The 24,109-nt window shown below is 43.2% G+C and carries 20 protein-coding genes; 12 read left to right on the forward strand and 8 right to left on the reverse strand.

The genetic code is table 11. The features are described from left to right. Nucleotides 1–175 precede the first annotated feature (175 nt). Nucleotides 176–877 (forward strand): pseudouridine synthase, encoded by a 702-nt coding sequence (locus tag KJB35_RS08105; protein WP_005387874.1) that lies wholly within the window; start codon nt 176–178, stop codon nt 875–877. Nucleotides 878–962: 85 nt separating this feature from the next. Here the strand turns inward: KJB35_RS08105 and KJB35_RS08110 are convergent, their stop codons facing one another. Both KJB35_RS08110 and KJB35_RS08115 read right to left on the reverse strand, forming a co-directional pair. After that, the gene (locus KJB35_RS08110) at nt 963–1,640 is read right to left on the reverse strand and encodes a DUF2057 family protein (RefSeq protein ID WP_025766923.1); all 678 of its coding nucleotides are present in this window, start codon (nt 1,638–1,640) and stop codon (nt 963–965) included. A 76-nt stretch (nt 1,641–1,716) separates the two neighbouring features. Then, nucleotides 1,717–2,796, reverse strand: coding sequence for a porin (locus KJB35_RS08115; RefSeq protein WP_005378424.1), 1,080 nt, complete (start codon nt 2,794–2,796; stop codon nt 1,717–1,719). 515 nt (nt 2,797–3,311) lie between these two features. Between KJB35_RS08115 and dinG the strand changes: the two genes are divergently transcribed. The 5 genes from dinG to xthA all read left to right on the forward strand — a co-directional run bounded on the left by dinG (nt 3,312) and on the right by xthA (nt 7,793). Further along, complete coding sequence (gene dinG, locus KJB35_RS08120) at nt 3,312–5,387, forward strand: ATP-dependent DNA helicase DinG (protein WP_169628367.1); 2,076 nt, start codon at nt 3,312–3,314, stop codon at nt 5,385–5,387. A 14-nt stretch (nt 5,388–5,401) separates the two neighbouring features. Then, the gene (locus KJB35_RS08125) at nt 5,402–6,187 is read left to right on the forward strand and encodes a TSUP family transporter (protein WP_005378430.1); all 786 of its coding nucleotides are present in this window, start codon (nt 5,402–5,404) and stop codon (nt 6,185–6,187) included. Further along, entirely contained in the window at nt 6,184–6,729 is a 546-nt protein-coding gene (locus KJB35_RS08130) for a primosomal replication protein (protein WP_285356267.1), read from the forward strand. The genes KJB35_RS08125 and KJB35_RS08130 overlap by 4 nt, the downstream gene beginning before the upstream one ends. After that, a complete protein-coding gene (gene rsmS / locus KJB35_RS08135; RefSeq protein WP_285356269.1) occupies nt 6,729–6,893 on the forward strand; it encodes a pleiotropic regulatory protein RsmS in 165 nt (54 codons plus the stop codon). Before KJB35_RS08130 ends, rsmS begins: the two co-directional genes overlap by 1 nt. Before the next feature lie 93 nt (nt 6,894–6,986). After that, nucleotides 6,987–7,793, forward strand: coding sequence for an exodeoxyribonuclease III (xthA, locus tag KJB35_RS08140; RefSeq protein WP_005378433.1), 807 nt, complete (start codon nt 6,987–6,989; stop codon nt 7,791–7,793). Nucleotides 7,794–7,886: 93 nt separating this feature from the next. Here xthA and KJB35_RS08145 read toward each other — a convergent pair whose 3' ends face one another. The 6 genes from KJB35_RS08145 to KJB35_RS08170 form a co-directional block, all read right to left on the reverse strand. Then, a complete protein-coding gene (locus tag KJB35_RS08145) occupies nt 7,887–10,610 on the reverse strand; it encodes an ImpA family metalloprotease (RefSeq protein ID WP_285356271.1) in 2,724 nt (907 codons plus the stop codon). Nucleotides 10,611–10,764: 154 nt separating this feature from the next. Beyond that, nucleotides 10,765–11,442 carry an ABC transporter permease gene (locus KJB35_RS08150; protein ID WP_005378435.1) on the reverse strand — a complete coding sequence of 226 codons (678 nt, stop codon included), beginning with the start codon at nt 11,440–11,442 and terminating at the stop codon, nt 10,765–10,767. 3 nt (nt 11,443–11,445) lie between these two features. Continuing rightward, nucleotides 11,446–12,186 carry an ABC transporter permease gene (locus tag KJB35_RS08155; protein ID WP_005378436.1) on the reverse strand — a complete coding sequence of 247 codons (741 nt, stop codon included), beginning with the start codon at nt 12,184–12,186 and terminating at the stop codon, nt 11,446–11,448. An 81-nt stretch (nt 12,187–12,267) separates the two neighbouring features. After that, nucleotides 12,268–13,038, reverse strand: coding sequence for an ABC transporter substrate-binding protein (locus KJB35_RS08160; RefSeq protein WP_005378437.1), 771 nt, complete (start codon nt 13,036–13,038; stop codon nt 12,268–12,270). Nucleotides 13,039–13,121: 83 nt separating this feature from the next. Continuing rightward, nucleotides 13,122–13,892: an ABC transporter ATP-binding protein gene (locus tag KJB35_RS08165; protein WP_005378438.1), complete on the reverse strand. Its 771-nt coding sequence runs from the start codon at nt 13,890–13,892 to the stop codon at nt 13,122–13,124. A 264-nt stretch (nt 13,893–14,156) separates the two neighbouring features. Beyond that, nucleotides 14,157–15,632, reverse strand: coding sequence for a 54K polar flagellar sheath protein A (locus KJB35_RS08170; protein WP_104975990.1), 1,476 nt, complete (start codon nt 15,630–15,632; stop codon nt 14,157–14,159). A gap of 453 nt (nt 15,633–16,085) precedes the next feature. Between KJB35_RS08170 and KJB35_RS08175 the strand changes: the two genes are divergently transcribed. The 6 genes from KJB35_RS08175 to KJB35_RS08200 all read left to right on the forward strand — a co-directional run bounded on the left by KJB35_RS08175 (nt 16,086) and on the right by KJB35_RS08200 (nt 23,753). Then, a complete protein-coding gene (locus tag KJB35_RS08175; RefSeq protein ID WP_005378441.1) occupies nt 16,086–17,633 on the forward strand; it encodes a DUF3360 family protein in 1,548 nt (515 codons plus the stop codon). A 303-nt stretch (nt 17,634–17,936) separates the two neighbouring features. Further along, nucleotides 17,937–20,213, forward strand: coding sequence for a formate C-acetyltransferase (pflB, locus tag KJB35_RS08180; RefSeq protein WP_005378442.1), 2,277 nt, complete (start codon nt 17,937–17,939; stop codon nt 20,211–20,213). A 153-nt stretch (nt 20,214–20,366) separates the two neighbouring features. Then, nucleotides 20,367–21,344, forward strand: coding sequence for a lipid A deacylase LpxR family protein (locus KJB35_RS08185; RefSeq protein ID WP_053303245.1), 978 nt, complete (start codon nt 20,367–20,369; stop codon nt 21,342–21,344). A gap of 211 nt (nt 21,345–21,555) precedes the next feature. Continuing rightward, nucleotides 21,556–22,296, forward strand: a complete 741-nt coding sequence (pflA, locus tag KJB35_RS08190; RefSeq protein WP_285356219.1) for a pyruvate formate lyase 1-activating protein — start codon at nt 21,556–21,558, stop codon at nt 22,294–22,296. A 154-nt stretch (nt 22,297–22,450) separates the two neighbouring features. Beyond that, nucleotides 22,451–23,116 (forward strand): energy-coupling factor ABC transporter permease, encoded by a 666-nt coding sequence (locus KJB35_RS08195; RefSeq protein ID WP_053307482.1) that lies wholly within the window; start codon nt 22,451–22,453, stop codon nt 23,114–23,116. Between the two features lie 136 nt (nt 23,117–23,252). Beyond that, complete coding sequence (locus KJB35_RS08200) at nt 23,253–23,753, forward strand: YfbU family protein (RefSeq protein WP_005378446.1); 501 nt, start codon at nt 23,253–23,255, stop codon at nt 23,751–23,753. The last annotated feature ends 356 nt before the right edge of the window (nt 23,754–24,109 follow it).

Raw genomic sequence — 24,109 nt, forward strand, 5'->3', positions numbered from 1 at the left:
TTTGAAGCTCTAAGCTCTGAATCCATGAGTGCACTGATATAATTAAACAAATAACACGAATTAGTCTATCATTCTGTGCGCGTTTGTTAGTTTTAGGCGCGCAAATCATATCCGATCATGAGAAAACTTAAAACTTTCAAACACAGTTCATTTACATTTTTGCAGGGTAGTTAACATGTCATCTCGTACAGGTCAGGAAAAAGGTCGCAGTCGTAACCAGTCTAAAACGGGCCATTTTAAACACTCAGGAGCTCGCAATGGCTCGAAGACTCGTACTCAGCAAGACCGCCGCCCTAATCGCCCAACAAAAAGCCAAAAGCCAAAAGTGGCCCCTAAAGATCGTAAAGTCATTATTTTCAATAAGCCTTACGATACGCTCAGTCAATTTACCGATGGCGATGGTCGCAAAACGTTAGCGGACTATATCCCAATCAAAAATGTCTATGCGGCTGGCCGATTGGACCGAGACAGCGAAGGTTTGATGGTACTCACTAACGATGGCATCTTGCAGGCGAAGCTAACGCAGCCAAAGTCAAAATCGCCGAAGACTTATTGGGTTCAAGTTGATGGCGCTCCTCAGGAGCAAGATCTTGAAAAATTGAGAAAGGGAGTAGAGCTAAAAGATGGTATGACTCTACCAGCCGAAGTTGAAGTTATTCCAGAACCACAAGTCTGGGACAGAACGCCTCCGGTCCGTTTTCGCGCAAATATCCCTACCACTTGGTTAGCCATTACCATTATTGAAGGAAGAAATCGTCAGGTGCGTCGCATGACTGCGCACATTGGCTTCCCTACTTTGCGCCTCATTCGTCATTCGATGGGTGATATCGTCCTTAACGACCTAATGCCTGGTGAATGGAGAGAAATCTCTCTCTAACAAGCAGAAAAGATAAAAGCAGGCTTAAAGCCTGCTTTTTAGATTCATACTTTTTCAGTTAAGCCCTATCTAATGAACTAAGGGATTACTGCTCAGCAAGCCAGTTTTTAAAGGCCTCTTTTTCCGCCGGAGACGCTTTCTGGTACATCGTCTTTAATACATCAACCATTGGGCTGTCGTTTGATGCGGCTGTTGAACGGGTATCACTAGTCTCAACTAGAGGCTCGATATCACTTACTGATTGTTGATGCTGATTCACAGTTACATAACTAACGGCAACACTCGCGATACCGCCAGCAATATTGTAGTTGCGAGATTCTTGAGGGTAATTACGACCAATTTGAACACCATCTGACTCTAATACATCTTCGACCAAAGCAATAGGTTGGCCTTTGGTATCCAGTAATTGCCAATTTAGAGGCGAGATGTTGTTTTGCGCTTGGCGAAGAGTTTTAAACTCTGGCAGTTCAAACGTTAGCTTTTCGTTTTCAGCATCAAATTTAGCAACGATTACATCACTGTAAACCGTCTTAAGGTTTTCGTTAATTTCGAATGTAGGTTGATATTTGAAGACAATTTGATTCGTTCCGTCAGGTAGTTCGATTGTCTTCTCACTAGAAAAAAGACCACCTTCTAGATCTGGCTTCTCCATGTTGACGGCCAATAACTTCACGTCTTCTGGAACCACTAAAGTCGTTGCAGCGTAGAGGTTTGTACTGGCAAAAATAGACAGTGCCATTGCCACTTTTAATGATAACTGCATAGAATTTTTCATCCTTATCTTCATAGTAAAAGACCCAGCATATAGCTGGGTCTTACAATATCAAACTGGGTATTGATTACCAGTAGAAACGAGCACCAACACCGAAGTTAGTTGCGTCGTCTGTGTCTTTGTTGTCGAAGTCAGTACCTTCGAAAGTGTAACCCGCTTCTGCGAATACACGTGCCCATTTAGAGAACTTGTATTCAACACCAGCGTAGAACCAAGAAGAGTCTGCGTCTACTTTACCTGCTTCGTCAGTAGACTGAGCTAGGTACTCGTAACCAGAGTATAGAGTTGTTTTAGGAGCAACAGCGAACATACCAGCTACAACGATGTAGTGTGAATCAACTGTTGATTTACCTAGCTTATCTTCGTTTTCGTTGTAGTAGTACGTAGCACCTAGAGTGTGCTCGTTTAGTGCGTACTCAGCAGTTACTTCAAAAGATAGGTTTTCGTTATCAGTACGCTCTGTGTGAGAAACTGTTTGCTCTACACCATTAAGAACTAGTTTTTTCTCTTTAGTTACGTTGATGTCGTTGTTCGCAGTAAGTACACCAGCGTGTAGAGATAGGTCGTTGAAAGATTTACCAACGAATACTTCTAGTACTTCTTCGTTAGAATCTTTTTCGCCTAGCGCGTAACCAGCTTTTAGCCAGAACGCGTCATTTTCGTAAGCGTATTTGATTTGAGAATCGTTGTTCCAAGCGTGACCGTATGCAGTTTCCGCTGCGTTACCACCGAAGAAGTAAGAGTAATCTGCGAAGTATACGTCATCAGCCCAAGTACCTTCTTTACCGAAGCGAAGAGTACCCATATCACCCATATCAAAACCGATGATGTGGCGACGTACGTATACAGAGTCATCTGTACGCTCGCTTGAATCAGCACCTGCGTCGTAGTTGTCACCTAGAGCAACACCGATTTCAACTTCACCCAGAACTTTTAGGCTTTCGTCAACAACGTAAACCGCGTTCACACCAGTACGAGAAGAGCTAGTGTTTAGCTCTGCTGTGTGATCAGTTTTTTCTGTGAATAGAAGAGTTGGACGTAGCTGACCGTAGAAATCTACAGAACCTTCTTCAGATTTGAATACTTCAGCTGCGTTCACTGAAGTTGCAGACGCAACTACAGCTAGTGCTAATAGAGTTTTTTTCATAATTAATCCACTGCCTTTTCTTAGTTCGGGATATCCTTGTCCGGTTCCCTTTTTTTATATGTTTGAGGTAGAGCGTTAACAAAACGTTATACAGCACCTCCTCAAAATCTGGAGCTAAGAGTGCAAAAGATTATTCTGGCTGTCAAATTTTCTAAATACCAATGTAAAAAAAACAAAATACCATTATAAAACAACAACTTGATAAGTTTACCTTTATTTATTCGACGAACATCTAACCAATCTCCATTATTATTTGTAATTTACAAAATTATTAACAAATGGTTTTTTAATCCAATAAGTAAATTTAAAAAAACAAAAAAAAGAATAAAAACCCACAAATCAGACCAAGTTGGAGTTTTATATTTTTCATATAATGAAATTAATTTCATTAAGATAAGGTTCAATATTTTTTTGTGAAGGAGATCTACATTCCTTATAAAAGCATTCCGTTTTGTGAACTACTGTACAACTAGTGATGTGTGCTACTATTCGCCTCCAACGCATTTGAGGCCCGTATGCTGACCAGTAACATTCAAAAATCGATTCGTAATAGCTATCAAAACCTTCAAGATCAACTTGATAACTTTGTGCCTAGAAGAGCACAAAACTACCTTGTTGCAGAGATTGCAAAAACGCTGTGCGGTCAGTATCACAAATCTAACCGAATACTCGTTGCAGAAGCAGGGACTGGAATTGGTAAATCGCTCTCCTATCTAATGGCGACCATTCCCGTGGCTGTACATAACAATAGAAAAGTGGTTATCTCAACGGCGACCGTCGCTCTGCAAGAGCAGCTCATAAATAAAGACCTCCCTCTTTTTCGTCGGATTACCGACCGAGAGTTTTCTTTTATTTTGGCAAAAGGCCGTCAACGCTATTGTTGTGCAGAAAAGCTCGCTACTGCTAGCGGTGCTGATGGTGGCCAGTTAGCCATGTTTGAAACCAAACCTAAGCAAAAAGATATAGAGCTGTTAGAAACAATGCATCGCTCTCTTGCGCAAGGTAAATGGGACGGTGACCGTGATTCTTGGCCTAAACCCATCGACGATAAGCTTTGGCAACTGATTGTCAGTGATAAACACAGTTGCAATAACAGTTTACCAGGCCACCGCGGCTGCCCATTCCAAAAAGCGCGCTCAGAGTTGGATAAAAACGATGTCATCATTGCTAACCACTCTCTCGTCATGGCAGACGCAGATTTAGGTGGCGGCGTGATTTTACCTGAGCCAGAAAATACGATATACGTCTTCGACGAGGCACATCACTTACCTCACGTCGCTCGTGACCATGCTTCAGCATCTGCGAGTTTAAAAGGTGCGGCAGCATGGCTTGAGAAGTTAAATCAGTCGATTAGTAAGTTTTCATCACTCGCAGACGAGAAACGCGTAGCTCGATTTCGCAACGACCTTCAAGACGCGGTTCAGAACTTGATACCGGCACTGACTCAATTGCCCAAACAGTTCGACCCAGCTCAATTTGAAGAGGGTATCTACCGCTTCGAACACGGTGAACTACCTGAGTGGCTAGAGAACCAATCCAAAGAACTAAAACAGTTCAGTAAAAAAGCAAATCAGAGCGTGGCAAAAATTGCCGACCTTATTGCGGAAAGAGTAAAAGACGGGGAGCTTGCGACAAGGTTGGCTGAACCAGCGCTTGCAGAGCTCGGTTTCTACATTCAAAGGTTAGAAAACCTAGCGCAAGTATGGCATTTAATGGCTGAACCAACTCGTGAAAAAGGTGCGCCTTTAGCTCGCTGGTTAGAAACCCACCCCGATCGCGAGGGTGATTTCATTGTGAGTGTTTCGCCACTTGAAATTGGATGGCAACTCGACCAACAGATTTGGAGCAGATGTATTGGCGCCATTTTGGTTTCCGCAACGATGCGTGCATTAAACTCTTTCCATTACTTTTGCCATCAGGTTGGTATTGATGGAAAACCAGAATCAGGCACTCAGTTTTTAGCGCTTGCGTCACCATTCGATTACCAAAACCAGGCAGAATTGCTCATCCCTGCGATGAAATATGAACCACCAGCGCCTCAATTTACTGAATATCTTATCGAGATATTGCCTAAGTACTTGGAAGACAAGAAAGCCAACTTAGTATTATTCTCATCCTATTGGCAGATGAACCAAGTCGCGAAGGCACTCTCTTCGGAGTTCATAAAAAAAGGCTGGGCGTTGCAAGTTCAAGGTGAAAGCTCACGTCAAGAAATTCTAAAAAAACATAAAAAGTTAATAGCATCAAATAAAACCAGCGTCTTATTTGGTACTGGCAGTTTCTCTGAGGGGCTAGACTTACCTGGCGAATTACTTGAAAACTTGGTGATTACAAAAATTCCATTTGGCGTTCCAACCTCCCCTGTTGAGCAGGCTCATTCCGAATACATTGAGAAAAAAGGAGGAAACCCGTTTATGCAAATAACTGTACCAGACGCAAGCAAAAAGCTGATCCAGAGCGTAGGTCGCTTACTGCGTAAAGAGAGAGACTCTGGTAGAGTAACGATTCTTGATCGACGCCTAGTCACTAAGCGATACGGACAAGCCTTAATCGACTCACTACCTCCATTTAAACGTAAAATAGAATATTAGAAGAATCACCATTTATGGAAATGATTGAGCCAACCATGCTGTTGGTGTTGGCGCTTGTCGCTTTTGTCGCTGGATTTATTGATGCAGTTGCCGGTGGTGGTGGCATGCTTACCGTACCTGCTCTACTGTCGCTGGGCTTGCCGCCTCATATTGCACTAGGCACCAATAAACTTGCCGCTACCTTTGCTTCTTCTACTGCGGCATTTACGTACTACAAAAAACGTCTATTCAAGCCTCAATGCTGGCGGCGTGCATTCGTGGCGACACTCTTCGGAGCGACATTAGGTACGCTATTTGTAGATGCGATTAGTACGGATTGGCTGGAAAAAGGATTGCCGCTTGTTATTTTGGCGGCAGCGTTGTATACCGTTTTTCATAAAACGCCCCACTCTGCTCATCAAAGTCCAATACCCGAGCCTTGCCCAAAACTTCATAAAAAACAGTACATGCAAGGCTTATCCATAGGATTCTACGACGGACTCGCAGGGCCTGGAACTGGGGCTTTTTGGACAGTAAGTTCAATGGCGCTGTACCGACTGAATATCTTGCTCGCCTCTGGCTTAGCAAAAGCAATGAACTTTACCAGTAACTTTACCTCTTTGATCACTTTTGCATTCCTCGGACACATCAACTGGGTGCTAGGCTTAACAATGGGAGTATGTTTAATGGCTGGTGCTTTTGTTGGCGCGCACTCCGCTATTAGATTTGGTTCTAAATTCATTCGTCCTGTATTTGTTACTGTCGTCAGCATACTAGCCATTAAATTGGCTTATGACGCATGGTTTGTAGGTTTGTCATGAACATTTCTCAACTCCAGGAAAATCTAGAACAAATGGCGAAGCAAGCCGCTGTTCTTGACCGTCAAAGAGGCGAACATCATGTTCCGCTTTTTGATGAGCGTTTATTTGGTTGCCGCTCTCGCTTACTTACTCCTTGCGTAAAAGAAGCAAAAGCCACGCTGGATGCGATTGTGCGTGAGCAAAATGAAGGTAAGCTCACCGCTTTGCGTGCTGAGTACCTCACTGAACGGTTAGTGGCGCAAATCGGTGCAATTCAACGCGAGATTTCTACCACTAAAATTCGTAAGAATGAAATCAAACATAGCAGCTATTTCCGCAAGCCTATCAACGTGCTTTATCAGGAACTCGCTCAACACCAAGAGTGGGCAAGACGCTTGCGCGAGATGGTGTTAGAAAAAGAACGTGCTGTCGAAAGTGCTCCTAGTTTTATGCGTGCCGACGCTCAAAAAGTATTACTAGCAACCGAGCAACGTTTAGAGCGTTGTGAAGCAGCACTTCTTAAGCTAGAGAACCAAATTACACATAGGGAAAAACATCAATAATGGCTGACCAACCAACCTCGCCTTTAGATGACGCACCTGAAGAGATCAAACTGGCTGTCGATTTAATCTATTTGCTTGAGAGCAATGAGATAGATCCAGAAGTTGCGCTTAACGCTTTAAAGATCGTGCAAAACGACTTCGAAAACAAATTAAAAGCAAAGTAGCTCAGAGCGTTTCACTCCTCTCACCGAGACTCATTTTCAGTGCTCTTACACAATGATACTATTCATAAAAAGTACGCCCCAAAAGGATAAATAATGAAAGTAATCAGCTTTAACATCAATGGACTACGTGCGCGACTGCACCAACTCCAAGCGCTAATCGACAAACACCAACCTGATGTGATTGGTCTTCAGGAAATTAAAGTTCACGATGAAGCATTCCCGATTGAAGCTGTCGAAGCCATGGGCTACAAAGTGTATTTCCATGGTCAAAAAGCACATTACGGCGTAGCAATGCTTTGTAAGCAAGAGCCTCTACACGTACAAAAAGGGTTCCCGACGGATAACGAGGAACATCAAAAGCGCATGATCATGGCAACGTTTTTAAATGAAAACGGCGAAAAGGTCACTGTGCTAAACGGCTATTTCCCTCAAGGGGATAACATCAGCCACGAAACCAAATTCCCATACAAGCGCCAATTCTATAAAGATCTGATGACCTACCTAAACGATCATCACAATAACGACGAGCAATTGATTGTTATGGGTGACATCAACATCAGCCCTATTGATGCAGATATCGGTATCGGCGAGCCAAACCGTAAACGTTGGCTAAAAACAGGTAAATGTTCATTCCAACCTGAAGAGCGCGAATGGTTGAAAACCTTACTAGACTGGGGCTTTGTGGACACCTTCCGTAAGCTATACCCAGAGGTGAACGATCAATTTTCGTGGTTTGACTACCGTTCTCGCGGTTTTGATGATAACCGTGGCCTACGAATTGATGTCATTTTGGCAACCCCTTCTCTAGCGGAAAAGTGTATTGAATCTGGTATCGACTATGAGCTTCGTGGTATCGAGAAGCCTTCAGATCACGCACCAATCTGGTCAACATTTAAGTAATATATTGCAAAGCTATAAGCGAGACTCAACGCTAAGCTTAATCCAATAAAAAGGGAGACTCAGTCTCCCTTTTTCATACAAATTACCATTTAATCACTGATTCAGCGGCCAAACCGTTTGACCATCAACAGTTATCGGTGTTTGTGCAAATTCGTTCAGACAGTAGCCTGTATTACTACTTGCAAAGTAAGTGAGCAGCATCGGCGGTAGATTCAGCGCCACAACCTGCTGTTTCGCTTTTTCTGTGAACGAGAGCCCCCACATATCGAGATAGCTAGTCATATCTCGCTGAGAGATGTAGCTCAGAGCAATAAGCAACCAGTCGTTGTTCGAGATGCTATTTGCTTCTTCCCGAGAGTAGTTGGCAAAACCAATGCTCAATCGTCTCTCATCCCAAAGCGCGTCGTCCGATTTTAAGCGGTTAAACTCACGTTCAATCAGGTGCAAGCGCGCCAATAAATGCCAACCATTTTTAAGCACACCTTCATGCTGCGCCGCCATCATCATTTGAATGTAAACACGAGCGCCCCAACTCCAACTGGTTTGATTTTGCGCAGCCATGTATGCGTTTGGATCCGCTTGAGTTCGGCTAGCTTGCAATAATTCAAACTGGCCTTTGAAATCCAAGCTTTGGCAAGTTGAAACTTTTCCCGTATTCTGGAAGAAACGAGACTTACTGTAATACGAGTAGTAATTGGTCGTTGAATGCCCTTCCCAGCCTGAAAATCGGAATCGACCTTTTTCTAAACCATGACCAAGCTCATGTAAATCACCGTGACCGAGTGGGCTGAATGACCAGTAAGCATCGTAAGGGTTACCCGAACAACCATAACCACACGTCGCTTGGTCAGCGTTCATGTGCTTCACTATATCAATATTGGCGATTTCCCAACCTTGGTTTTGGGCGTATTGAATAATTTCAGGCACTTCATCTATGCCCGGCCCTTGGAAACCTGCCAGCACATGCGGGTAGTTGTGAACATATTCTTCTGTTGCAAGCGCCATTTCCGAAGGGGTAGACCACATTTCATCGTTGACCGACTCCAACATTTTGTCGCGCTTTGAGTGTACTTCAAACCCAGGAGTGATCAGCTCAGCCCAATCGAATAAATTGGCTTCTAACTGTTGAATAAAAGCGTCGTTGTCCTTCTCACTTCTCCAAACTGGATGCTGTGCCACATGATTAAATTTCAGTTCAACCGGAACATCATTTTTGTCAAAGTGAACCTGTACTGGACCACCATAAGGAGAAGTCAGCGTGATGGTTTCACCCGGCTTCACTTCATAGCCGAATGAAGTCAGCAGTTTTGGTCGCGTGTATCCATCTTTGCTGAACTCATGAGTTGCACCACTTCTTAAAGTGTTGATGACAATCTTAGTCGCCACATCATTGCTGTCATTACGCTTAACCGTAAAGGTTTCCCCAGGAAGCGCATACACACCAGCCGAACGGAAGTTACGCTTTGATTCCATATTAATCGTTGCACTGATTCTCTTTATGTCAGGGCTAAACTCACTACGGCTGAAGTTCCCCATATTTGGTTGTTTTGGGTTTACGCTTCGGCTGTTGTATTGCACGTAATCGGCAAAGTACGACTTTAGGAATTCGGTCATTTGGGTTGATTGTTTGTCCATCGGGAAGACAACCGTTTGACGATAATGATCAGCCAGCAATACCATGAGTTTTTCGTATTGGTAGCCGTTTTGATTAAACAAATCTACTTTTTGTTCATCAAGCTTTTGCAACCAATGGCGAATGCTGTTTGCCCCTGCATAAAATTGACTGTCCATATTCGCAGTGTCAGGGCAGGATTTGTCATCACACTTTGACAAGTCAACGTTGAAATTTTGAGATTCAAAACGAGACAACAGCGCTTGTTGTGTGATGACAGAGTCCGGCACAACGTTCATCAACGATGAAGGTTCCCAGTCGACCAAGCCTAACTTACGCCAATAGTTATCTCCCACATAATCAACATGGAATTTTTCCAAAATGTCTTGGCCAAGATCAGTTAGTCCTCCATCCCAATGCAGGTATAGAACAGGAATTTGGGCTTGCTCAGCGTATTCCAAAGCTTCGAGTACTGGTTTGTTGGTATCTCCAGATTGCAGATGCTGTGACAAGATCAATAAGTTTGGAGTATTGGTTTGCAAGCAGCTAAGTAGCTTCGAACCATCGCATAGGTTGGCCTCGTTAAACGCCAACTCTTGTGAAACATTGTCTTTCAGCCAATTCCGAGTCGCTTGCTCATCCGGAAAGTAATAAGACTGATCCATTTGCGCGATGACGACGTTTGAAGTAACTCCGCCCGACAACCAAGTGACCAGGTTACTTAACCATTTCGTCATCGCTGCGTTGGAAGAGTCGGGAAAACGTTGTGCCGTTCTAAATGGGTTACTACCTAATAGTGCGTAACGTTGACCATTAGACTTTTCCCCGGCAACGCCAATTGACAGAGCTTGATCTTTGTAACCGCTTGCCATGGCCTTATTGGTCATCAAGATGGTGTCGTTGAAGCCATACTGAGGTGCCAAGATCGCGGCATCATGGGTTGGATCCCAATAAAGACCTGAAAGGTTTTTCGCAATTGCAGATTTGATCGTATTCGACTGCATCTTGTGAGCTTCTACAACCTGACGACTTTTACGAATGAATTCGCTCGGGTCAGAAACGAGCAGTGCATTACCAGTTTCAAGAGCTTGTTGAACTGGAGCTGGCGTTGGTTTTACTTGAGCATTAGGTTGTGATTCTCCCTCTCCCCCACCACATCCTGTGGCTAAGGCGGCAATGCCCAACGATAGAATTGTTTTTTTCATTTTTACTTACTAAACAATGAGTTTACCGAATGTTAATGTAAGTTGATGAATAATAAGAAAGAGTCTTTTACATCGACTGGAAAAATAGGAATGAAGATAACAAAATTATCAAAAGCAATAGCACCCACTCCGATGCTATTGCCTCTATTGATAATTAGCTTAAAGGACGCAGATAAGCTAAGAAACGCTTCTCTGCCACTTTGAAACACCACAAGATCATAAACGTCAGTGCCATGTAGAACAGCCCCGCCGTCAGGAAAGACTCAAATGGTGCATAGTAGCGCGAGTTAACTAGACGCGCAGCACCAGTTAAATCCATGATGGTAACGATGCCCGCGACTGCACTTCCGTGCAGCATAAATATGACCTCGTTTGAATAAGCTGGTAATGCTCGACGCAATGCACTCGGCAAGATAATACGTCTGTATGTCATAAACTTACTCATGCCATATGCTTTCGCAGCTTCCACCTCACCTTTCGGCAAACCATTAATCGCACCACGAATAATTTCTGCGGTGTAAGCCGATGTATTAAGAATAAAAGCGACCAAAGCACAGAACCAAGCGTTCTCCCATAAGGTATCTTTCACAGGGAAAAACTGATCCATGCCGTAGTAAATCAAATACAGCTGAACCAATAGCGGCGTTCCACGGAAAAAGTAAATGAATCCCCAAGAAGGTAAGCTTAGAGCGTAATTAGTACTATTGCGTGCCACGGCTAATGGGATAGAGACACACAAGCCAATAACCAACGCTAATCCCACTAACCAAACTGTTGTCCAAAGTCCCTGAAGATAAGTTGGAAAGCTTTCAATAATCAAAGAAAAGTCCATAACTTACCTCGCATGAATACTGAACTTACGCTCAACAAGCTTGAGTAGCCCGGTCGAAACGCTGGTAAAAAATAGAAAGATGAGCGCGACAGCCATGTAAAAGGTGAACGGCATTTTGGTCGTACCTGCTGCCAATGAGCTCATTCTCACCATGTCATCCAGACCAATAATGGAAACTAACGCTGTGGTCTTAAGTAACACTAACCAGTTATTACCAAATCCAGGTAATGCATGACGAATCATCTGAGGAAGCAAGATTCTTCTAAACGATAAAGCTGAACTCATCCCATAAGCTTTCGCCGCTTCTAATTCACCCTTGTCCACCGCCATGATCGCTCCACGAAAAGTCTCCGCCATGTAGGCGCCAAAGATAAAACCAATCGTGAGTACACCAGCTATAAATGGGCTGACATCAATATAATCAGGTAAGTAAGACGTCCATTCATGGTTTGGATCACTCGAGGCAAACCACTCGTTGAGCGTTTCGTTGATGGAGTAAAGGCTGTTATTTAAAAGTATTTGTCCACCAAAGAAAATTAGCATCATCAGAACCAAATCTGGAATGCCGCGAATGACTGTGGTGTAAAGAGTGGCAATCGCCCTTGCCCATTTGTAAGGTGCTAACTTAGCTAATGCGCCAAGCATGCCTAAGACCATGGCGAGAATGAGTGAAAGCACTGCAACTTCTATTGTTACTAAAGCTCCTTTCAAAATCGAAGCTTCGTATCCTTGTAAATCTAGCATAGGTGAGTTCCTAATCCCTAAACTCAAAAAATCGACCGTTGACTACTTCTAGGAACAAGCCAACGGTCGCTTAATTACGGTTTATTCACCGTACACATCGTAGTTAAAGTATTTACCAGCAATTTCTTGGTAAACACCTTTCTCACGTAGTGAAATAATTGCTGCGTCGAGTTTCTTCGTCAGATCTTTGTCTTGTTTACGAACAGCGATACCCATACCTTCGCCAAACCATTTTGGATCGGTTAACGACGGTCCAACAAACTCATAAGCTTCGCCACCGGCTTTGTTGATCACACCCTCTTCTAGAGCAGAAGCATCACCTAAAACAGCAGCAATTCGACCATTTTCTAGATCAAGATACGCTTCATCAAAAGAGCCATAACGCACAATTTCAACATCATCGCCGTAGTTGTCAGTTAAGTACTTGTCATGTGTCGTCGCACGTTGCACGCCAATTTTGACATCTTTAAGATTATCAAAATCTAGACCCGCACCTTTCTTAGCGATAAATTTATTTGGAATTTGTGCGTACTTGCCAGTGAAATCGACTTTTTTCTTGCGCTCTTCAGTGATAGACATTGCTGCGATGATGGCATCGTACTTACGTGCAAGCAGAGAAGGAATAATACCATCCCAATCTTGAGCGACGATTTTGCACTTCACTTGCATCTCTTCACAGAGTGCATTTGCCATGTCTACGTCAAAGCCTTTTATTGAGCCATCAGTTTCTGTCCAGCTAAACGGAGGGTAAGCACCTTCGATACCAAAGCGAACTGTTTTCCATTCTTTCGCTTGGGCAACACCTGATACTGCTGTTGCAGCAATCGTTGCTGCTAATAACCACTTTTTCATTTCCATACTCCTGTGATTGCTATTTTATTTCGTTTTGTTTGTTGTGTTGGCTTAGGAGGCAATAGTCTGCCGCCTAACAAATATTAGTAAATGGATGAGATAAACTGCTGTAATCGTTCTGAATCCGGGTTTGTAAATAGCTTAGCTGGATTTCCCTGTTCTTCCACTAAGCCTTGATGTAAAAACATCACATGGTTTGATACGTCACGTGCAAACGCCATTTCGTGCGTGACCACCAGCATAGTTCGCCCTTCATCTGCCAAATCTCTCATTACCCCCAGAACTTCTCCTACAAGTTCTGGGTCAAGCGCAGAAGTTGGCTCGTCAAACAACATCACCTCTGGGTCAACTGCTAGCGCACGGGCAATAGCTGCACGTTGCTGCTGGCCGCCAGATAAGTGCCCAGGGTAATAATCTTTACGCTCATACAAGCCTACTTTCTTAAGCAAGACTTCTGCATTTTCAATCGCTTGAGCTTTTGGCACGCCTAAGACATGAACAGGCGCTTCAATCACGTTTTCTAGTACGGTTAGGTGAGACCAGAGGTTGAAACCTTGGAAAACCATTGCCAGGCGTGAGCGAATACGTTGGACTTGCTTTTCATTAGCAGGAACAGATTCACCTGCTCTGTTGTTCTTCATTTGGATTAATTCACCATTTACCCAAATTTCGCCCGCGGTAGGCGTTTCTAGCAAGTTGATACATCTGAGAAAGGTACTCTTACCTGAGCCGGAAGAGCCAATGATGGAGATAACATCTCCTTTGTGCGCGGCAAGTGAAATGCCTTTTAAAACTTCATTTTGTCCAAATGTTTTGTGCAGGTCTTTTATATCTAGCGCTGGTACATCATTCATGCGCCCTACTCCCTGTGTTTTTGTCACTGCAATTAAGGGACTCCGCCCTCTCTAATTCGGAACAAATTAGCACCGCCCCTTGAAACTTGCAACAAATTATTAACCTAAATAATTCGAATAGAAAGATACGATAGACAAATTAATATGCAATATATAGCAACATATTCTTCAAAAGTTGAATATTAAATATAAAAAAGCCCCTTTCAAAGGGGCTTAATAAATTTACAAAAGTGTTAATTGAAACCTATTCGAGGTCGCAATGAATTAATTAAAACGACTGACTACCAACGAGTTTGAAGTACGTAATGTCACTTCATTTTCTAAGCCTTCTTTTTCAGAAGTAATGATGCCATCTAGGTCTTCATCTAGTTCAGGCTCTGACGCTTCACCATTGGAGAAGAAGCTCATGAAAACTTTAGAATCAATATTACTATCTTCATTCACTACTAAAGCAGTGCGATTAAAATCGTCCGAAGCTGAAACTTTCAAACCGTTAACGGCCGATGTTGGGAAGTTGTAGTAATGCAATTCTGGAACAACAACAGAATCACTATCACTTGTTGTGAAAATGCGATGTGTGACTCTGTAGTCGCCTGAAGTTGCAAAGTAAGCGACACGAGTAAAGCCTTCAGTAGACGATGTTAAGCCCATGTCCAGATCAATCACGGAATCTGCACTTCCTTGCGCTGATACACTTGGTTTTGTGTTCGGCAGGTTATCAATATTTAAGTAAGCACTCGGATCAACGTCAATATCCCATCCGTCAGAGATCGTTTCGTTAAGTAGAGACTCCCAACCATTAACTTGATTCTCTGAGAACGCCATGTATACCCAAGTTTCTTTATTCGTTGCACTAGGGCGATTATATTCAACGGCCGTTTTATCCAGCTTCAACGCGTCATATGCAAAGCCGTTAGTAACAAAGCCAATGTTGAGCGAGTCGTAAGTATAGTCAGAAGACGAATAAATGTTTGACGTATTATCCGCTCTAACTAAGGCTATCTCACCAGTTCCCCACGAACCAATACCATATTGGTAAAGCGCTTTGTCGCTTGAACCTGATTCATACTGAAACAATGCCGTTGGTTCACCTTTAAGCCCCATCAGTTCATCAGTAGGCAACATATCAGGGTTCGGAGACGTGAAAATATCGGTTTGCGAGACAAAGTTGTAATCTCCGCCACCTGATTCAGCGTTTCGGTAATCTAAGTTAGTAAACTTATTGCTTGCTAAGTTACCGCCAGTAAAGCATTTGTTCAAAGAGTCTCGGTTTAGTGCAAAAGTAGCATTACGTAGTTTCTTATCTTGCAAGAACTCTTTTGAAAACGTGTTTACGCGAGCTTCTTTGCCGTTAAATTCTATTGCTTGAAACGTTACAAAGCCGCCGTCAGGGATATCTTCAAGATAAAACTTAAAGTTATCAGTGGTAGGTTTGATAATGTCTCCGGATCTTTTGCCATCGGCATCAGAGTAGTAACCGATAACATAGTTGGTCACTTGCTCTTTTGACGCTGCACTATAGGTTAAAACCGTTTTATCGCCGTTCAGCTCAGTTTTGTGGTCATATACAGTACAACCTTTCGTAGTTGCTTCACTTTCAGTCATTGTTGCTGGTATAGCAAAATCAAAAGTAAACGCAGTTTTCGGCGCTGCACCACCGCCACCGCCGCCACCGCCGCCACAACCGACCATTAACCCTGAGATGATTGCCACTAGTGGCAGTACTTTAAGCTGTTTCATGTCTTTTTCCTAAACTGAGCGGCAATGATTAGCCAAAAAATTGTCTTTGCTCTGTCCAAAGCAAGAATAAAGCCAGCTTTATATAATCATCGTGAATATTGACATTTAATCTGCATCTCGTGCAAAAGGACAAAAAGTTCTAATTTTATGCAACTTGTGTAATGAAATTACACAAGTTCTCCGCATCTCATTCGCATGCCAGAAACTTTCTGTAGTTTTATTTCACAACCATTCTTAAAGTGATCTAAATCAATCACCCTAAATGGCTATCTTGCTAGACTCCTGCCAAAAGATGAGGCTTTTTTTGTGCCTCAACACAATAAGTTATTAGCTATGCTTAGGCACAGTGTCGACGTGTAACAAATCTAATAATAGCTAGCATAAGCGTGCCGCAGGATGCGGACTAACACAATTGAATGAAGAATTCATAACTTTTAAATATATGAGGAATCTATGTCAGACGCAGTTAACAAAACGCACTCTGATTCAGATATCGAGACCAAGAGCTACCGTGAGCTTCATCGTCCAGCATCTGAGTTCGCAAGCCGTTCAGACTACCTAGACCACGAACTACAAATTATGAAGCCACGTCGTTTTGGCTTGAACTTGCCAGGTCGTGACTTCCGCTTTGAGCTTGAAGACCTTGTTCCAGCGCTTGCTGGTACTATCGGTATTATCGCAATGTACTCTGCGGTAATGATGTCTTGGGCTGAAGGTCTTACTGCAGCATGGGACCACGTAAACTTAGGCAAGGACTTTGCTATCGAAGTTGCGCGTGTAGAAATGCTCATCCCTGCACTTCTTTTCTGTGTACTTGCCTCTGGTTTTATTAACCCTAAAGCCAACCTAGCAGGCAACCACGGCCCAATGATCCCTCTTATTGGTACCATCGCTCTTGCTGGTGCTCACCCTCTTGCATTAGCAATTCTCATTGGTGTGTTTGGTTTGATTTTGAGCCTCTTAAAAGGTGGGTCAAAACTGGTTAACCTCACCTCTGAAGGTACGGCTGGTGGCCTTCTTATTTTCCTAGGTTTAACCGGAACCATGAGCCAAATTAACTCTATTCAAGCTTGGGCTGTTGGTTTGCAATCCGATACGGTTGCCGCTGGTAGCATGGGTTACATCGGTCTAATTGTTCTTGCGGTTACCATTGGCTTATACGCGTTCCTTGCTAAAGTGAACAAACGCTGGCTAGCGATCCCTGTTTGTGCCTTCACTGGGCTTGCAATCGCACTTGCTCTTGGCGCAGGCTTCGATATTAAATTCGTAACCGAGACAGGCCTTCCAAACCTAAATCCAATCTACTGGTGGGGTTCAACAGAAGAAGGTTGGATGCTTGGTCTTCCTAATATGGAACACTTCATCGCTTCTCTACCATTCGCCATTCTTGCGGTAGCAATGTGGTCACCTGACTTCTTGGGTCACCGTATCTTCCAAGAGATGAACTATCCACGTAAGAGTGAGAAAGTGCTGATGGACGTTGATGACACAATGACAATGTGTTCCGTTCGCCAAATGGTCGGTACTGCAGTGGGTGGTGGTAACATCACATCATCTTGGGGGACTTACATGATCCCTGCTGCAATCGCGAAACGCCCTATTCCTGCTGGCGCCATCTTACTAGGCTCTCTATGTATTATTGTTGCAATCCTTGGTTTTCCTATGGACGTTGCAGTATGGCCTCCAGTTATGCGCGTTGCTCTTCTCGTTGGTGTATCTCTACCACTGCTTGAAGCTGGCATGCAGATGGTGAAGGACTCGAAAGACTCACAAGCAGCAGGTATCTGTATCTTTGGTTCTGCCGTTGTTAACCCAGTTCTAGCTTGGGCACTAACTATGCTTTTAGATAACAACGGTTTAATTGGAGATAAAGAGCGCGCGTCTCGCCTATCATTTGTAGACAAGATTGTGATCCCAGTAAGCGTACTTGTTATCTGTTTAGTTGCTATGCTTGCGGTTGGTATGCTTGAAGGCCAGTATGGCATCCAAGCTTGGCTATAAGCTAGCAGTCCAGAAATTTGTGGGTAGCGCTCGTCGCTACCCCATTTTTATCGAGATTTTTGAGGATTTATTGATTTAGTTTAAGGTTTGCAAAAAAATTTTAGTTTAACCTCTAACTGTTGCTTAAAAAGAGAAACGTTAAAACTAGTGACAATATTTATAGTTTTGTAAATCGAATACGTAAATTTAAGACTATAAATATTGTTATTCATAAGAGTGTACTGTTCCCCTCTTTTATCTGGGGATAGCTGGCTCAACGGCGAAGCAGTACGTATTTTTTTCTACTAAAAAGGTAGGTATGTCATGGCAGAGCAATTTGCTAAAGCTTGGGAAGGTTTTGCTGCAGGCGACTGGCAAAACGAAGTAAACGTTCGTGATTTCATTCAGAAGAACTACACTCCGTACGAAGGCGACGAATCTTTCCTAGTTTCTGAAGGTACTGAAGCGACTAACAAGCTTTGGGCTAAGGTAATGGAAGGCATCAAACAAGAGAACGCGACTCACGCTCCTGTTGATTTTGATACTTCAGTTATCTCTACCATCACTGCTCACGATGCAGGCTACATCGAAAAAGACCTAGAAACTATCGTAGGTCTTCAAACTGACGCTCCTCTAAAACGTGCGATCATCCCTAACGGTGGTATCCGCATGGTTGAAGGTTCATGCAAAGCCTACGACCGCGAGCTAGACCCACAAGTTAAAAAAATCTACACAGAATACCGTAAAACTCACAACCAAGGCGTTTTCGATATCTACACTCCTCAAATCATGGCGTGTCGTAAATCTGGCGTACTGACTGGTCTTCCAGATGCATACGGTCGTGGTCGTATCATCGGTGACTACCGTCGTGTTGCTCTATACGGTATTGACTTCCTAATGAAGGATAAATTCGCGCAGTTCTCTTCTCTACAAGAGCGTTTTGAGAACGGCGAAGACCTACAAATGACAATGCAGCTTCGTGAAGAGATCGCAGAGCAACACCGTGCTCTAGGTCAAATCAAAGAAATGGCTGCAAAATACGGTTGTGATATTTCTCGTCCTGCTGAAACTGCGCAAGAAGCTATTCAGTGGACTTACTTCGGTTACCTAGCTGCTGTTAAGTCTCAAAACGGTGCGGCTATGTCTCTAGGTCGTACTTCTACGTTCCTAGACATCTTCATCGAACGTGATATCGCGGCTGGTAAGCTAACTGAAGAACAAGCTCAGGAAATGATCGACCACTTCGTAATGAAACTACGTATGGTTCGTTTCCTACGTACTCCTGAGTACGATGATCTATTCTCTGGCGACCCTATCTGGGCAACTGAGTCTATGGGTGGTATGGGTCTTGACGGTCGTACGCTAGTTACTCGTACAAACTTCCGTTTCCTAAACTCACTATACACTATGGGTCCTTCTCCAGAGCCAAACATCACTGTTCTTTGGTCTGAGCAACTACCTGAAGGCTTCAAGAAGTTCTGTGCGAAAGTATCTATCGATACTTCTTCTATTCAGTACGAAAATGACGACCTAATGCGTCCAGACATGAACTCTGACGACTACGCGATCGCATGTTGTGTATCCCCAATGGTTGTTGGTAAGCAAATGCAGTTCTTCGGTGCTCGTGCGAACCTTGCGAAAACAATGCTTTACACCATCAACGGTGGTGTGGATGAGAAGCTAAAAATCCAAGTTGGCCCGCAAATGCCTAAGATCGAAGGCGATGTTCTTAACTACGATGAACTGTGGGAGAAAATGGACCACTTCATGGATTGGCTAGCGAAACAATATGTGACTGCACTAAACGCTATCCACTTCATGCACGATAAGTACAGCTACGAAGCGGCACTAATGGCTCTACACGACCGTGACGTTAAACGTACTATGGCTTGTGGTATTGCTGGTCTATCTGTTGCGGCTGACTCACTATCTGCAATTAAATACGCAAAAGTTAAGCCAATTCGTGACGAAGACGGTCTAGCAATCGACTTCGAAATCGAAGGCGATTACCCTAAATTCGGTAACAACGACCCACGCGTTGATGACATTGCATGTGAACTTGTTTCTGTATTTATGGGCAAAATCCGTAAGCTTAAGACTTACCGTGATGCAATCCCTACTCAGTCAATTCTTACTATCACTTCAAACGTGGTTTACGGTAAGAAAACTGGTAACACGCCTGATGGTCGTCGTGCTGGTGCTCCATTTGCTCCAGGTGCAAACCCAATGCACGGTCGTGACGAGAAAGGTGCTGTAGCATCACTAACTTCAGTTGCTAAACTGCCGTTTGCTGACGCACAAGATGGTATCTCTTACACATTCTCTATCGTACCTAACGCACTAGGTAAAGATGAGGGTTCACAACGCGCTAACCTTGCTGGTCTGATGGATGGTTACTTCCACCACGAAGCGGGTATCGAAGGTGGCCAACACCTAAACGTGAACGTTCTTAACCGTGAAACTCTAGAAGACGCAGTTAAGCACCCAGAGAAATACCCTCAGCTAACAATCCGTGTATCTGGTTACGCTGTTCGCTTCAACTCTCTAACTGCAGAGCAACAAGCTGACGTAATCGCACGTACATTCACTGAGTCTCTATAAGACTATAGCGAAATAACGTTCTAGTAATACAACAAAGGCTGATGCTAAGTAGCATCAGCCTTTTTTTATTTCTTGAATGAAAGTTGTGATATCGCGAAAGACTTTTGCCCGCATTCTTACGTATGATGCGAAAAAAGTTAGCAAATAAAGTCTATGAGATTTAGTAAATTAATTATTCTTACCCTTCTTTCTCCAGTTGCAATAGCATCCACTAAGTCTACGGTTTCTTTTACCATCGACAACGATGGTATTTTTGGCGTCGATCAAGACTATACGAATGGTGTTTTCCTTTCGTACGCGACAGACCAACTGATACAAGAAAGCCAATGGAAATGGCTGAGTCTAGCTAACTCAGAGCACGCCAATATCGATAAAATAGAGTTGGTTCTTGGCCACAAAATGTGGACTCCAAGCGACATTGAAGCCGATTATCCACTAATCAATGATCGCCCATATGCCGGTTACCTACACACCGAAATCAACTACCTTTCCCTAACGAGTGACAAAGCTGTACGGTACAATTTCACCATAGGAGCTACGGGTGAAAGTTCGCTATCAGAAAAGGCGCAAGAAATCGTTCACGGCATAACAGGATCGACGGACCCTCAAGGTTGGGATTACCAGATTGAAGATAAAGTTGCGTTCAGCCTTGGTTACCGCGTATTTAACAAATTGATGCGCAGCGAAGAACAAAAAACACAATGGGAGATCACCAACATTAACGACATCAATGCGGGTAACTTCCGTAGTGATGTCTCTCAAGGCGTCATGTTTCGTTGGGGTACAAACCTAGCGAATAGCATCGGAGCCGCCAATATCAGTGTCGAAAGCCCTTTTTCAGCAAGTATGATCGCTCAGAACACGTCGAGTTGGTTCTTGTTCACCGGGTTTGAAGGTCGTTACCGCTTTAATGACATGACTATCGAAGGAGATCGTCCTGGCATTCCTGAACCATCAGCGCCATACGACGTCACTCTGCAAAATTGGCAAGCAAGTGCCGTCGCGGGGGTATCTTGGTACAACCAAAATTACGGTGCAAGCATCACCTTTACAATTAAAACACCGGATTATGAAGAAGCCCAAACCGATGTTTATGGGACAGGCTCGTTCTCCGTGTTCGCCTTTTTCTAAAAACTGGATTATCCCAGCATCGAAGTCAATCTAGATACACGGCAAGTTCTCGGGGTAGGTATTAACCACCTCGTGTTCAAGCGTTTATGTAGATTGGCTCCATCTATTTTCTTTCTTCAAATAACCTTGCCTTTAGTACCGACAAAGCTGTTTTAACCCTGCTTTTTGTAATAAAATAACAGCTAGAATTTACTAGTAATGAGAGCAAAAGATGTCAACAGCTGGTCGTATTCACTCATTTGAGTCATGTGGTACCGTAGACGGACCTGGTATTCGATTTATCGTCTTCTTGCAAGGTTGTTTAATGCGCTGTAAGTATTGCCATAACCGCGATACTTGGGACACGCATGATGGCAAAGAAGTCACGGTTGAAGAAATCATTTCCGAAGCGAAAAGTTACCGCCACTTCATGAATGCATCAGGCGGTGGCGTTACTTGTTCTGGCGGCGAAGCGATGCTTCAACCGGAATTCGTACGTGATTTTTTCCGCGCTGCTAAAGCCGAAGGCATTCATACATGTCTAGATACTAACGGTTATGTTCGTAAGCACACTGATGTTATCGATGAAGTACTGGATGCAACAGACTTAGTCATGCTTGACATCAAACACATGAAAGACGAAGTGCACCAAGATCTCATTGGTGTATCCAACCGACGCACATTGGACTTTGCTCGTTACTTGCAAAAAATCGGAAAGAAAACATGGATTCGCTATGTCGTCGTGCCTGGTTACACAGATGCTCCAGAAGCAGCACACATGCTTGGTGAATTTATTAAAGACATGGATAACATCGAAAAGGTCGAGTTACTTCCTTACCACAAATTAGGGGCTCATAAGTGGGAAGCGTTAGGCTTAGAATACCCACTCGAAGGAGTAAACCCGCCACCGAAAGAAACCATGGATGAAATTCAATCCATTCTTGCTCAATACAACGATAACGTAAAATACTAAGTGAACCGCAAGACTAACCTCTTTAAAATACCAGCTTATTGCTGGTATTTTTTTGATTATATCTAAGCCTTATCAGTGAGTTTCTCTGCGGTCATTTAGGTATAAAAAGAACGATAGAAATGATTGCGTCATGTTCGCATAGGAAGGAAGTAACATGGATTTGTTTAACTTAGGCTCTCTTGTTGTCTCAATTTGGATAGTAGTAGTCTACTGCCTACCAGATTGGAAAAAAGTCGTTTGGCCCAAACTGGAAAAAGAAAAAGGATTTCAGCACCTCGTTTTTGCAACGCTCTTCTTTTTCAGTATTTTATGGACAGCTCAAGCAGGTGTAAAAGAAGGATTACAGATTCATTTTCTTGCACTAACAACGCTGACGATGATGTATGGTTGGCGCATGGCATTTATACTCAGCATTCCCGCTATGTTGGTCAACCACCTACTACATGATGTGTCCTTGCTACTCTTACCCACGTCGTTAGTTCTATCTGCCCTAATTCCGATTTTCATTAGTTACTTAGTGTTTCTTCTGAGTTACCACTACTTGCCACGAAACATTTTTGTTTTCATCTTCGTTGCTGGATTTTTCAATGGCGCGATAACAGGAAGTCTGCACCTCATCATTAACTCTTTTTATCACCTATCAGTTGGTCACTACGATTGGGAAACCATTCAACATAACTACTTTGTTTTTGTGCCGTTGCTCGCCTTTCCAGAAGGTCTATTAAATGGTATGGCACTGGCGGTTTTAACCGTATTCAAGCCAGAGTGGCTGAGAGTATTTTCAGACCGAGACTACATATACAATCATTACCATAAATAAGTGTTTTCAAACTGGTCAAAAGTGACAGTTCTTGCCATTTTTTAGTATTAAATATGTGTTGAGATCATGTTTCACTCATGTCTTAAGCGTTAACCTAAGCACATTAAAAATGTATTAGATATCTAGTGAGGTCACCATGGAAATGTCAAACGCTCAACGTTTGATTCTATCAAACCAATACAACCTTATGTCTCAACTTGATCCAAGTAATGCGGCCAAATACAAACGCTTACAAACGATCGTTGAACGTGGTTATGAACTACAAATGCGAGAGTTGAACAAAGATTTCGGCTGCCTCTCAGAAGCAGAATGTCGTGAGATCATCGACGTTATGGAGATGTATCATGCGATGCAAGAATCTTACAACATGCTAGACGATGAAGACCGCAGCAACGTAGATCAGCGCCGCTTGAAGTTCTTGGGATTTGATATCGCTTCAGAAGCGCAACAAGTACATTACGTACGTTTTCTCATCGATTCTGAAGGTTTGTACCCTCAGTTTGACAAGGCAGATCATCACTTTAACAGCCAAATGCCGATGCTAGATAAATACCGCCGTATGCTGCAAACTTGGCGTAACTGCCCTCGTCAGTATCATTTATGTGAAAACGAACTAGCGCAAATCTTCAGCGCATAAAATGGTCGTCTAAGAATGAGGAGAGCGCCCGCTCTCCTTGTTATTTACCCTGTCACAAACTTATCTAAGACTTTGCTCTCTTCCTACCTCTTTCACTTACCTTGCTCAATGTAGAACAACGAATCACTGAGACTCTTCTGTCTTTGCCAAATATTTGATTTCTATTGCACCTATTCACGACATAAATTCGTCCTTAATAAAAGAGTGATTCAAATGTCACTTTTACAATAAATTCATAATTGTTAAGCAAAATTGCAAATCCCCGACTAGGCTTAAGTAGAGAAAGGCTGTGATTGAAAAATTCATATCCACCGCTCACCGTTGTAACGAAAAAACCGTCCATAAAGCAAAGTCTT

The sequence above is a fragment of the Vibrio sp. D431a genome (genome assembly GCF_030248655.1).
Taxonomy (GTDB): domain Bacteria; phylum Pseudomonadota; class Gammaproteobacteria; order Enterobacterales; family Vibrionaceae; genus Vibrio; species Vibrio alginolyticus.

Coding starts and splice junctions, on each gene's coding strand:
- xthA (WP_005378433.1), top strand. CDS start 6,987: ATGAAAGTAATCAGCTTTAACATCAATGGACTACGTGCGCGACTGCAC.
- KJB35_RS08170 (WP_104975990.1), bottom strand. CDS start 15,632: ATGAAACAGCTTAAAGTACTGCCACTAGTGGCAATCATCTCAGGGTTA.
- KJB35_RS08175 (WP_005378441.1), top strand. CDS start 16,086: ATGTCAGACGCAGTTAACAAAACGCACTCTGATTCAGATATCGAGACC.
- KJB35_RS08155 (WP_005378436.1), bottom strand. CDS start 12,186: ATGCTAGATTTACAAGGATACGAAGCTTCGATTTTGAAAGGAGCTTTA.
- KJB35_RS08130 (WP_285356267.1), top strand. CDS start 6,184: ATGAACATTTCTCAACTCCAGGAAAATCTAGAACAAATGGCGAAGCAA.
- KJB35_RS08150 (WP_005378435.1), bottom strand. CDS start 11,442: ATGGACTTTTCTTTGATTATTGAAAGCTTTCCAACTTATCTTCAGGGA.
- KJB35_RS08105 (WP_005387874.1), top strand. CDS start 176: ATGTCATCTCGTACAGGTCAGGAAAAAGGTCGCAGTCGTAACCAGTCT.
- pflB (WP_005378442.1), top strand. CDS start 17,937: ATGGCAGAGCAATTTGCTAAAGCTTGGGAAGGTTTTGCTGCAGGCGAC.
- pflA (WP_285356219.1), top strand. CDS start 21,556: ATGTCAACAGCTGGTCGTATTCACTCATTTGAGTCATGTGGTACCGTA.
- KJB35_RS08185 (WP_053303245.1), top strand. CDS start 20,367: ATGAGATTTAGTAAATTAATTATTCTTACCCTTCTTTCTCCAGTTGCA.
- KJB35_RS08195 (WP_053307482.1), top strand. CDS start 22,451: ATGGATTTGTTTAACTTAGGCTCTCTTGTTGTCTCAATTTGGATAGTA.
- rsmS (WP_285356269.1), top strand. CDS start 6,729: ATGGCTGACCAACCAACCTCGCCTTTAGATGACGCACCTGAAGAGATC.
- KJB35_RS08145 (WP_285356271.1), bottom strand. CDS start 10,610: ATGAAAAAAACAATTCTATCGTTGGGCATTGCCGCCTTAGCCACAGGA.
- KJB35_RS08125 (WP_005378430.1), top strand. CDS start 5,402: ATGGAAATGATTGAGCCAACCATGCTGTTGGTGTTGGCGCTTGTCGCT.
- KJB35_RS08165 (WP_005378438.1), bottom strand. CDS start 13,892: ATGAATGATGTACCAGCGCTAGATATAAAAGACCTGCACAAAACATTT.
- dinG (WP_169628367.1), top strand. CDS start 3,312: ATGCTGACCAGTAACATTCAAAAATCGATTCGTAATAGCTATCAAAAC.
- KJB35_RS08110 (WP_025766923.1), bottom strand. CDS start 1,640: ATGCAGTTATCATTAAAAGTGGCAATGGCACTGTCTATTTTTGCCAGT.
- KJB35_RS08160 (WP_005378437.1), bottom strand. CDS start 13,038: ATGAAAAAGTGGTTATTAGCAGCAACGATTGCTGCAACAGCAGTATCA.
- KJB35_RS08115 (WP_005378424.1), bottom strand. CDS start 2,796: ATGAAAAAAACTCTATTAGCACTAGCTGTAGTTGCGTCTGCAACTTCA.
- KJB35_RS08200 (WP_005378446.1), top strand. CDS start 23,253: ATGGAAATGTCAAACGCTCAACGTTTGATTCTATCAAACCAATACAAC.